The organism is Endozoicomonas sp. Z74, assembly GCF_057680865.1.
The window spans coordinates 64,973-76,641 of sequence record NZ_JBLYZI010000017.1 but is presented as its reverse complement, the minus strand read 5'-3'; the positions used below and the strand labels follow the sequence as shown (position 1 = coordinate 76,641).

Here is an 11,669-nt window from a genome sequence, read left to right as displayed (position 1 = left end):
AAGAACGCCAATGGAAACTCTGATAGATGGCAAAGAGATCTGGAAGGAAAAATTTGTAGCCTGAATTTGACCTGACAGACACCCTCTGAAAAATCGGTGACTGTCAGATCAGGTCTGAACTACTACATCTGACAGCCCCTTTTTTGAAGAGGGAATTGTCAGATCAGATCTGAACTAATGCAAATCATACTTTCAATAGACTGCTCAACTTACTCATCCACTCTACATCACTTTTTGATTCTTTGCTGAACGAATCAAAATGAGCTTGCATCTTCATCAAAACAGCACCCCACTTATTTATTTTTTCACTAAATTCATTATTATCACACTCAAGATCATCATGCACTATAGATATTAAATATTCCTCATCACTTACAGGAGAGGCTGTTAACGCCGGCTTCTCTTTTGCAGCTTCACCCCCACCCTTACCTTTACTCAGTTTTGACAGAGCGTTTTCCCAGGCATCTTTCAAAATCTCTTTTCTTTTGAGGTGCGCTTTAAGTATTTCTTTACACTTGAAAACAAAGGGTTTAGAAATATTGTCACCACCACTTTCTTCAGATCTCTGTTTGCTATTCCACAACAAGCATTGCATTTTAAATTCTTCAAGTTCAATATAATCATCAAATCCAAGTGCTATTTGATCAGGCCTATCAACTAAAGGATCTGAAATAAGTTCATTTAACGGATTTAAAACAATGCGTTCCATGGCCAAAACCCCATGAAAACGAGCAAGAGTAACCACACCAGCTATAGTTCTTACTGATAGCGCTACCAATAAACAGGTTCCGAGTGCCAAATCACTCAGACTCCGATCCAATGTTGTACAAAAATCAACAGCACGACCACAGAACTGCCGAACACGACCCAAAGCATCATTTGGCTCTGAATTATATTCTACTATTTGATGCTGATCTATATTTTGGCGAGCTTCTGCTCTTCCGAAACCATCTACAACTCCAGGCATACATCACCCCGCTCATATTTATAATTAAATTTGACTAACTATATATGACAACCAAAAACAAAATAAATTCAAAACCCGAAAACCCAAATTAAAAACCCGACCTCCTTATTAAGGAAAGCCAGGTCAATCTTGAAGCAATGGTCGGTCTTTTTTTAAGTGCACTCTCTTTTGATAAGCTTTTTTCAAGCAGCCCGAATAATATTCACATTGTCCAGAAACCGCTGCATAGGCTCTTGCTGAAGTAACTCACCGGCATCCACAGTCAGGCGACGACGCCAATTTGGATACTCTTCACAGGTACCCGGCACATTCACAGGAGTATCCAGCATCAGGCAGTCTTCCAGCTGAATCACACTGATCTGGGCCTCAGAACGCATCAGGTAATAATGCAGGCGCTCCATCAACTCCCGCGAATAGGCCATGGTCTCCATTCTTTCCGGATCCATGCCCGGAGGCAGTTCGCCAATATCCGCCAGGGTTTTCAACAGCGCCACCTTGGCTTCGTGGCGTTCCTGTTTTTCCTTCTGACAACGCGCCTCATCATAGATGCCAAGCTCATGGCGAAGGTCCAGGTCCAGGCAGTTCCACCAGGCCAGCAAGGTTGGAATATCGTGGTTGGACATACAGGCCAGGGCCTTGCTCTTGAAATCAGTCGTTGCTGTAAAGCGATCCGTTTCCAGCTTTTCAAATAACCCTACAGTGTTGGAGTAGAAAAGGGCCGGAAGCAACGCCTCGGCAATTTCATCCGGTACGGTTCCCAGATCCTCACCAAATACCAGGCTCTGATGACGCTGGCTTTCCAGCTTGATGATGCCCAGCAGGTCCTCAAGGGGATAACGAACATAGCAGCCATAGTCTGCGGTCTTGTCGTTGGGGCACCACCAGAGGCGCAACAGCCCCATCACATGATCTATCCGCAGGGCTCCGCAATGGCTCATATTGGAGCGAACCATCTCAATAAACGGGCGGTAGGCATTCTCCCGCAAAGACCAGGGATTGAAAGGTGGTAACCCCCAGTTCTGCCCCTGAGGCGCGACACCGTCCGGCGGTGCCCCCACGCTGGCCTCCAGACAATAAAGGTGGCGATCCGCCCAAACATCAGCACCACTTCTGTCAACACCCACCGCCAGATCACGGTACAGCCCTACCATCATGCCTGCGTCTCTGGCTGCACATTGAGCGGCTTCCAACTGGCCGTCCGCCAACCACTGGAGCCAGGTATAGAATCGGACTCGCTCTTTATTCCCTTTGACAAAAGCCCTGGCCGCTTTACTGTCCGGTGCCTGCAATGCTTCAGGCCAATGCTGCCAGCCCCAGGCGTGACGATCCTGCTCAAGGTGATGTTCAAAAAGCGTGTCGTACAGCGCCTGGCGCTCAAGGCTGACACCACGCTCACGACAAAAGGCCTTGAACTGCTTAGCCCTGGCGGTTTTAGCATTGAGATGCCGAGTCAGAAATGTTTCATACAGCGCTTCCAGCACTTTGATTTTAAGGTGAGCCACGCCAGGATAATCCACGTAGTCCGCCGACCGGTTCCTGGCCAGTGCCTCCTGAAACGCCGGCTCAGCCATGACAGCCCTGGCTGCTTCACAGTGCTCAAACTCATCCACGGATTCCACATCGATGTACAATGGATTCAGGTAGTTCCGACTGGAAGGACTGTATGGACTGCAATGTTCAGGCCCCGCTGGATACAAGGCATGAATCGGGTTAAGGCCGACAATATGGGCTCCCTTTTGAGCCAGGGCAACAACAGCATTTTTGAGATCGGTAAAGTCCCCCATCCCCCAGTTACGCTGAGAACGAAGGGTGTACAACTGGATGCTGGATCCCCATATCTTCTGTCCATCCGCCAGTGGTTTGGGCTCATAACAGGTTTCTGGAGCAATGATCAGTGGGCATTCCCCGGCATCTTTACCTGCCTCTTTGCCTCTGATAGCCATCCGGTGGTAACCATGAGGTAGATCCTCCGGCAGCTGGATCCGTAAACGCACCTGAGTGCTTCTGCCGATTTTTTTTCGCGCTGTTTCACGGAAATCTCCCGCCGTTAAGGAAAGCACCAGCGAACGACGCTTGCCGTTTTCCAGCAGCACATCCAACTTAAGGGTTTTCCGGATGCGACTGGCTTGCAGGTGTGCCTCAACCTGAAAAACCCGGCCAGAATGAAGAACCACTACCGGCGGCAATACTGCACTCCACCTTTTCCTTTCAGCCTGCTCCAGCTGCTCTGCGATGATTTCCTCTGAACCCAGTTGCAACCCCATGGCTTTTAACAGGGGTACCTTTTTTTCAGTGGGCACTTTAACCGGCCTTCCAGCCCAGTCGTTGTATTCTCCGGTCATGCCAACACTTTCTGCCAGCTGCTCGATCAACTCAACCTTCATTTTTACTAAACCCCAAATTACTTTTTAATTTCTTTTGAAAGGTGCCCCGATCCGCCAATAAAAAAATAAGCGAAGCCAATACAAACAAAATGAATGAGGAGTCGACTTTTGATCACGATCATAAAAGAGGAGTCTTTTACAACAGCACCTGTAAAAACAACAATCTACTTTGAAACAGGGCAAAGAAACTGGGCCACAAACAACAACTCATAGGGAAAGAAAAACATTTTGCTTCTCCAAAAAAGCGGGGTAGCAAAATGTTTTCACGGCCAACCTAAACCAGTAACATACCCTCTTTGGCTGCCAGGACAATCCGGCACCCTTCCTCAATCACCTGGAACTCTTTTCCAGACAGACAGTCTTTGACAACCCCTTCCGTCCAGCCTGCCTGCCACAACGGTAATACCAACTCAACCGGACTGTCTGATGCATTAAGCAGACAAACAACCCGCTCATCACCCAGCGTTCTGGCAAAACCCAACTGTTGATTTTGGGCATATAACCACTGAAAACTCCCTTCCTGCAGGGCAGTGTACTGTTTTCTCAGCCGGGCTAACTGCTGAATCCACTGGAATGTTTCGTGTTTAGACTCCTTACCGCTCCAGGGAAAACAGCGCCGGTTATCCGGGTCCATGCCCCCGGCCAGGCCAACCTCAGTGCCATAGTAAATGCAGGGAGTCCCTACATAAGCGAAAAGCATGAGCAACCCAAGATGCACTGACTGACGGTCTCCTCCAGCAAGGGTCAGAAACCGCATGGTGTCGTGGCTATCCAGTTGATTCAGCTGTGACAACTGATTCAGCCAGGGAATTTTGGCACGGGCCTCATCCAGCCACTTCCGTAGCTCACCGGCATCCAGCTGACAGGGGTGATAAGCGATGTCCTTTTGGCAGAGAAAAGCCCGGACGGGATGGCCAAAGCCAAAATAATTCATGGCGCCGTCCTCCTGGTCTCCCTGAAGCCAGCCACTGGCCTCAAAGAAATGCTCTCCCAGCACATAGCACTCTTTATTGACAGATTTCGCCGATGCCCGAAAAGCTTTCACATAATGGTCGTTATGCCTGGCTCCGGCTCCCTCTCCCAGCATGTGGATAACATCAAAACGCCAGCCATCAATTCCGTAGGGTGCACGCAACCAGTGTTTAATAACGGAATGTTCACCGTCATAAATGTATTCACGCACATCAGGGCTGGTGAAATTGAGCTTGGGCAGGGAAGCAAGGTCCTTCCAACCCACATAGTCATTCGAGCTGCCCGTAAACTGATAAAACTCCCTGTACCGGGAAGACGGGTTACCATAGGCACCGGGTTCCTGGCCTGTATCATTACGCCCATATTTATCAAACCATGGATGGTCTGCAGAGGTATGATTAAAGACCGCATCAAGAACAATTCTCATACCCCGGTCATGGAGATTCATTACCATCCCGGAAAATTGCTCGTTTGTCCCCAGGTGAGGGTCAATGGTCAGATAATCCGTTGTGTCGTATTTATGATTACTGGGCGCTGTAAAGATAGGATTCAGATACAAGGCCGTGATGCCCAAATCCTGTAAATAGTCCAGCTTGCTTTCTATACCGGCAAGATCCCCACCGAAAAACTCGCTGGGGCCTGTTTGGCCATGGGATGAAACCGGATCCTCCCACTCTTTTCTGACGGTGGGCCGCTGGTCACCACGGAGACAGTACTCCCCGGAACTCACCGTAATCGATGGATCACCATTGGCAAACCGGTCAGGAAATATCTGATAGAACAGCTGCTGTCTGACCCAGTCAGGTGGCTGATGACGGGCATTGTAGCGAAAGTGGCTTTCGAGACCCGGCATTCTCCGGGAGACACCGCCACCGTGGAGCCACCACTGCCCGCTTTCTGTGATTAACTTAAAACAGTACAGCGTCGTATCGACATGGGAGCTCAGGGGAATATCACCGTGCCAGAACTGCCGCCGACCACAAAGTGCCCCCCGCCGCATTTCAACAAGGCATTCCTCATTATCGGGTTCACAACGCAGCCATATGCCTCCAAAGGATAGCCCGGCTTCTGTGACCATGGTCAATTGCAAACGGTCACCGTCCAACGTAACCCAGTCGCAACCCTGACCATGGTGAAGAAAAGGAGAAAAATCAGCTGCACTCATGCTCTATTCCTATGGATCTGGCACTGTTCCTGCCGGTTTAAAACAACTGGTCCACCTGCCAGATCAGCTGTTCCGAACGATCCAGCAACGCCAGGGCTGACTGGGACCGCCCCCCCTGCAGCTCCATAAGCAGAGCGTGCTTTAAATATTGGTCGATGGTCGGATTATCTTTGCTCAGGGGATATTCTTTCAGCTTCAAAGCCAATGCTTCATGGCCTGTTCCATAGCTGGATTCAAACAACAACTGCAACTCGGCCTGGGTACGCTTCAGCCCTCTGCGCAGTGCCATGGCCTTGCCGGTGTCCTGATCAGCCAGAGCCTGTGATACGCCCTGCAAAAACACCTGCGCCCGCTTTTCCAGCTCTGAGTTAAAAGCTATTTGTCCAGAAGCCGCCGGTCCAGAAGAATGGATCTGGCCTGCTCCGTTTTCATGGGTGTTTTGAACAGCAGCCGTTGGCACAATATCAGGCACCGCCGGTTTTTTTATTGCGGGCGCATAATTGGAGTGACTGATCAACGGCGTCACCGTCAACCGCAGGACTCCCTGCTCAGCCGCCGTAGCAAAAACATCAGGCACCGGTGGCGGCATGACGCCCTTAACCTTGGCGTACTCCGCATCCAGGTTTGCCACCATTACCCGGTGCTCACGGGCTTCAGGCGTGGTCAATGCAACGATATAAACCGGTTTTCTCTGAAAAGACTTACGATTATCAATGACAAACTGTTCCGTCAACGCCTCTCGGGAAAACCGGGTTTTATGACCATAATCCAGCCCTTGTGCAGGCAGTTTTTTTATCACCTCAAAGCGATCATCCAACAGCCAGAGCTCCGCCATAAAAGCACTGGCCTTATTGCCAAAATCGGTTCGGTGGACGAAGGATTCCAGCTGAAATTCATTCACCCCATAATCAGGAAGCTTCCAGGCAACTACCGCAGTCACATCGCCTTGAACATTCAGAAACTGGGACTGCTCATTAATAACTGTTTCAACCTGGACGGCTTTGCTGAAAACCTGCAGGGGAACATAGTTCAACTCAGACAAAGACGAAGCCGCCTGAGCCTGGATTTTCTGGACAGGCTGCGCCGGTTGATCCGGGGCAGGCACCGTGCTGGCACAACCTGCCAGCACTGACAAAGCCGCTGCAAGCGCTAAACGTTTCATCCATTACTCCTCAGGATACGTCCTGAAAACAAGAGAAATATACCGGGAACAGTCTATCCTCGTTAAACGACGATTACTCATACAAAAATCTGAAAACGATTACACAAACAAAGGGAACGTTTTGCTTCCCCACACAGGAGAACAGGGAAGCAAATCGTATTTAAAGAGCAATGTCTTCAGCTCTTTTCCAGATCAATTCAGTATTTTTCTTGCGGCATCATCCAGGGCCTCATCAGGCTTTTGTCGTCCGAAAGCAATATTGCTCAGCGCGGTTGTCATCGAGTCCCAGAACTTACCCATTTCAGGAACATTGGGCATAATCAAACCATTAACCGCGTTCTGGTAGGTGGCCGCAATGCGCTCATCAGCGGCCAGACGCTTCATGAATTTTCTGTTGGCCACTGCCCCCAGGGGAACATCGTTGTTCATGGTTTCAAGCCCCTGTTCACTGAGGAGATACTGTTCCAGAAACTCAGTAGACAGTGCCTTGTTAGGCGTAGCCCGGTTAACCGCTGCCGCCCAGACCCCCACAAAAGCCCGTGTCGGACTGCCGTCAATCTCAGGCAGTGGCGCCACCCCATAATGAATACCGCTTTTATCCAGGTTACTCCACGCCCAGGGACCGGTAATCATCATGGCCGCCTCGCCCTTATTGAACTTTGCGTCCATGACTCCGTAGTCGGTTCCCCTTGGCAAAACGTCCTGGTCAATCAGCTTTTGAAAAAGGGCGGCGCCTTTTTTGGCACCCGGATTATTCACTCCCACATCTTTGGTATCAAAACCCATTCTGGTTTCTTTAAAGGAGTACCCTCCATTTGAAAAGATCATGGGAGCAGAAAAGTACGGATTTGCCTGATCCCATAAAATGGTGGATATTTTTTTGCCTCTGAAGGCTTTATCCATCTCAAACATCTCTTCAAAGCTTTTTGGCGGCTGCTTGATTAAATCCTTGTTGTAAATCAGGCTGATCGCTTCAATGGCAATAGGATAGCCATAGGTTTTGCCATTAAAGCTGGTAGCCTTCCAGGCAAAATCGTCCTGCTGTTGACGAAACTGCGAGGATGGATTCACTTCCGCCAACAGCCCGGACTGAGCCCACTCACCATAACGGTCGTGGGCCCACATCACGATATCAGGCCCTTGCCCGGTAGCGGCTGCCTGCTGAAAACGATCCGTCAGGTTCTCCGGGATCTCCACCCTGACTTTAATTCCGGTGTCCTCCTCAAACTGCTTCCCTACGGTCTGAATGCCCCGGTGCGCCTTGTCGCCTCCCACCCAGACCACCAGTTCACTGTCAGAAAACGCCCCTGCAGTCATTGAGAAAGCGGATAAAACCGCTGCAGCCGCTACGGTGGTTAATACCGTTTTCTTTCCCATTTCCCCCTCCACACTTTCAATGGTCAATATCGACTTCCGGATAGAAGTCACCCCGGCTTTCCAGACAGGAAAACCGGACAACGAATGACTGCCGAAGCCAGAAGAATGTATTCTTACGAACCGCTTTTACGACAACCGGTCAGATTGGCAAAAAACCGTTGATTCTCTTCACTGGCAAAAAATGAATCCAGGTTTTCCGTCAGACGACGACGCCAGTTTGGATACTCCTCACTGGTACCCGGCAGGTTGACCGGCGTTTTAATCATCATGCAGTCTTCAAGCTGGATACCGGCAATCTGAGAGGCTGACAGTGCCAGGTAATAGCTGAACCGCTCCATAATCTCCCGACTATAGGCTGGAGAGTGCTCCCCATAGGGGTCAACACCCTCGGGATTTTCCCCCATCCGGTGCAGGGTATTGATCACGGCCTTACGCCCAGGCTCACGGGCCTCACGCTCAGCGGCCTCCCGTTCCTGGTCAAAAAAGCCCAGCTGGGTACACAGATCAATATCCAGCTCTTCCCACCAGCCCCGCAGGGTTGGAGTGTCGTGACAGACCAGCGTCGCCAGGGCTTTTTTCTTGTACTGGTCACCGGGTGTGAACTGGTCACCCTGGCGCTGGAAAATACCCATGACACTGGAGTAGAACCGGGCTGGCGGCAAACTGTCGGTAATCTCCTGAGGCACAGTCCCCAGGTCTTCACCAAAGACCAGGCACTTCTGGCGCTGACTTTCCAGCTTGATGATGCCCAGCAGGTCCTGCAGTGGATAATGGACATAAGCCCCATAAGCAGCCCCTTTCCCATTAGGACACCACCACAAACGGAACAAGCCCATGGCGTGATCAATGCGAAGCGCACCGCAATTGCGCATATTGCTGCGAATTAATTCGATAAAAGGCTGGTAAGCGGCTTCCTCAAGCACCTGGGGGTGAAACGGTGGCAGTCCCCAGTTCTGTCCCTGAGGGCCCAGACCATCCGGTGGCGCTCCGGTGCTGGCACCCAGGACATACAAACGACGATTGCCCCACACATCAGCGCCCCCACGATCGACGCCCACGGCCAGATCACGGTAAGCGCCAATCAGCATTCCCGCCTCTTTGGCAGACTTCTGGGCCAGGGCTATCTGCGCTTCCGCCACCCATTGCAAATACTCGAAGTAACGAATGCGCTCCCGATTTTCCCGGGCAAATGCCCTCACTTCTTCAGAGTCCGGCTGCTGATACGCCTCAGGCCAGCAGGGCCAACCCCAGTTCATCACATCCTGCTTCCTGAAGTGCTCAAACAGCGCTTCAAAGGTTGCAAACTGCCGCAGGCTGTCTCCCCGCTCCTCACAGAAGTCGGCAAAATCCCTGGCTCTTGATGTTTTCTGCTGGATATGGTGCTTATCAAAATGCCGGTAGATCACTTCCAGCACCGACAGTTTCAGCTCTGCGGCGCTCTGGTAATCGATATAATCTTCACCCCGAACCGCCTCCAGACGCTGCTGAAATGCTTGATCTTCAACCAGTGCCCGGGCCTGCTGACAGTGGTCATATTCCGGAATCATCTCCGGTTGAATGTACAACACATTGGCAAAGGCCCGACTGGACGGGCTGTAGGGTGAACAGTGCTGAGGATTGGCACTGTAAAGGGCATGAACCGGATTCAGCCCCACAAAGCCGGCTCCGTTTTCTCCCAGTCCCTGGCACAGGGTCTGCAGGTCACGGTAGTCACCCATGCCCCAGTTTTCCCTGGAGCGCACAGAGTACAGCTGAACGCCAGAACCCCAGATCTTCTCGCCCTGCTCCAGGGCTTCTGGCTCATAGCAAACCTGGGGCGCCACAATCAATGAACAGTGCTGGTCACAGCCGGAAACCTCCAGGCGATGGTAACCCAGGGGGAGGTCACGGGGCAGAGCAACCTTCAGAGCAACGTGTTTTTCTCCCTTCAGCAAGCCAGATTCCTGAACCTCCAGCTCAGCCAGATGCAGATCAAACTGCCGCAGATCGCCATTTTCCAGTCGCACTTCTACTTGACGCACGCCTTTCACTTGATGAACTGGAATCCGCAAAGACAGTTCAAAGGGTTTTCCCTGATGCAGCACAGCGACCACCGGCACCACTCGCTGCCACTGTCGTTCAGACTCAGCGGTAATGGCCTTGCGAATTGCAGCCTCACTGCCCATATCAAAGCCCATAGCCTCAAGCAGCGGCACTTTGTAGTCTGGATTGACCACCAGCGGCTTTCCCGCCCAGTCCAGGTATTCACGCCCCATGCCCACGGCATCGGCCAGTTGATTGATTAATTCATGATGACTCATGTGATTTACGTTCCAACAAAAATCCCTGGAACAGTGTCGTTAATACACTGTCCAGTTTTAATAACTATTGAGAGTTCTTAATAAGAGCTCTTTTTGAGAAGGCTGATTGGAAAGCCGGGTTAAGAGCTCTTATTGGCTGTGTGCTCTTATTGAAAGTGCGGTGCCTGGGCGCGGTGAAATACCTGACCATCCTTATCAAACAAGTGGCAGCATTCTGGAGGAATCCCCACCAGAAACTCAGAGCCTTCCTCTCTCAGCTCAGAATCTTCCACCCGCAGAATAAAGCTCTCCTCAATCGCAGGGTGATCAAGATAAATAAAGGATTCCGTACCCAGGCGTTCCAGGGCACGAATTCCGCCCTTGACATTATTGTCACCCACCGGGGTGCCCAGGGCATCATGGGGGCGAATACCGAGCGTCACCTTGTCGCCCACTTTGGCACGGGAGGTATCGTTACAAGCGCTAAGCAGCTCACCGCTGTCCAGGCGAACCCGGGTTTCCGTAGCCCCCGTCTCCACAATTTCCCCGGAGAAAAAGTTCATCTTGGGAGAACCGATAAAACCCGCCACAAACCGGTTACAGGGATGATGGAACAGCTCAAGAGGCGCTCCTACCTGCTCAAGATTGGATTCAGCCCCCTCCTGCAGCGGACTGAGCACCACAATCCGGCTGGCCAGGGTCATGGCCTCCACCTGGTCATGGGTCACATAGACAGAAGTGGTCTTCAGACGACGATGGAGCCTGGCCAGTTCCTGGCGCATCTGCACCCTGAGGGAAACGTCCAGGTTGGATAGCGGTTCATCAAACAAAAACACCTGGGGCTGCTGAACAATAGACCGGCCAATGGCTACCCGCTGCCGCTGGCCACCGGACATGGCCTTGGGCTTGCGATCCAGTAGCGGTTCCAGCTGCAGCACCTTGGCCACCTCTTCCACCTCACTGTTCACAACGCTCTTGTCCATCTTGGCCAGTTTCAGACCAAACGCCATATTTTCCCGAACCGTCATATGGGGATAAAGCGCATAGGACTGGAATACCATCCCCACATGCCGCTCATTGGGAGGCATGTCATTCACCCGCTCGCCGCCAATCATCAGATCACCAGCGGTAATATCCTCCAGGCCGCAGATCATACGCAGCAGGGTAGACTTGCCGCATCCGGAGGGACCCACAAACGCAATAAACTCTCCGTCCCTGATCTCCAGGTTAATATTCTTCAGGGTGTAATTTTTGCTGCCGTCGTAACTTTTATCGAGGCCAACCAGTTTCAAATCAGACATCGAGCGTATCCAAAATCTGTTTATGCATTCTTATGCATTCTATAGTCGGGCCGAAACGGATC

7 protein-coding genes are annotated in these 11,669 nt (G+C 51.3%); all 7 read right to left on the bottom strand.

Annotated features, from left to right (window positions below; genetic code table 11):
• Positions 1–184: 184 nt before the first annotated feature.
• The 7 genes from ACNRUY_RS07350 to ACNRUY_RS07320 all read right to left on the bottom strand — a co-directional run bounded on the left by ACNRUY_RS07350 (position 185) and on the right by ACNRUY_RS07320 (position 11,607).
• Positions 185–967 (bottom strand): hypothetical protein, encoded by a 783-nt coding sequence (locus tag ACNRUY_RS07350; protein ID WP_488111002.1) that lies wholly within the window; start codon positions 965–967, stop codon positions 185–187.
• Positions 968–1,149: 182 nt separating this feature from the next.
• Positions 1,150–3,351, bottom strand: a complete 2,202-nt coding sequence (malQ, locus tag ACNRUY_RS07345; RefSeq protein WP_488111001.1) for a 4-alpha-glucanotransferase — start codon at positions 3,349–3,351, stop codon at positions 1,150–1,152.
• Positions 3,352–3,625: 274 nt separating this feature from the next.
• The gene (gene malZ, locus ACNRUY_RS07340) at positions 3,626–5,488 is read right to left on the bottom strand and encodes a maltodextrin glucosidase (RefSeq protein WP_488111000.1); all 1,863 of its coding nucleotides are present in this window, start codon (positions 5,486–5,488) and stop codon (positions 3,626–3,628) included.
• 37 nt (positions 5,489–5,525) lie between these two features.
• Positions 5,526–6,650, bottom strand: coding sequence for a MalM family protein (locus tag ACNRUY_RS07335; protein WP_488110999.1), 1,125 nt, complete (start codon positions 6,648–6,650; stop codon positions 5,526–5,528).
• A gap of 192 nt (positions 6,651–6,842) precedes the next feature.
• Positions 6,843–8,108: a maltose/maltodextrin ABC transporter substrate-binding protein MalE gene (gene malE / locus ACNRUY_RS07330; RefSeq protein ID WP_488110998.1), complete on the bottom strand. Its 1,266-nt coding sequence runs from the start codon at positions 8,106–8,108 to the stop codon at positions 6,843–6,845.
• Between the two features lie 32 nt (positions 8,109–8,140).
• Positions 8,141–10,327, bottom strand: coding sequence for a 4-alpha-glucanotransferase (gene malQ / locus ACNRUY_RS07325; RefSeq protein WP_488110997.1), 2,187 nt, complete (start codon positions 10,325–10,327; stop codon positions 8,141–8,143).
• Between the two features lie 146 nt (positions 10,328–10,473).
• Positions 10,474–11,607, bottom strand: a complete 1,134-nt coding sequence (locus tag ACNRUY_RS07320; protein ID WP_488110996.1) for an ABC transporter ATP-binding protein — start codon at positions 11,605–11,607, stop codon at positions 10,474–10,476.
• Positions 11,608–11,669 lie beyond the last annotated feature (62 nt).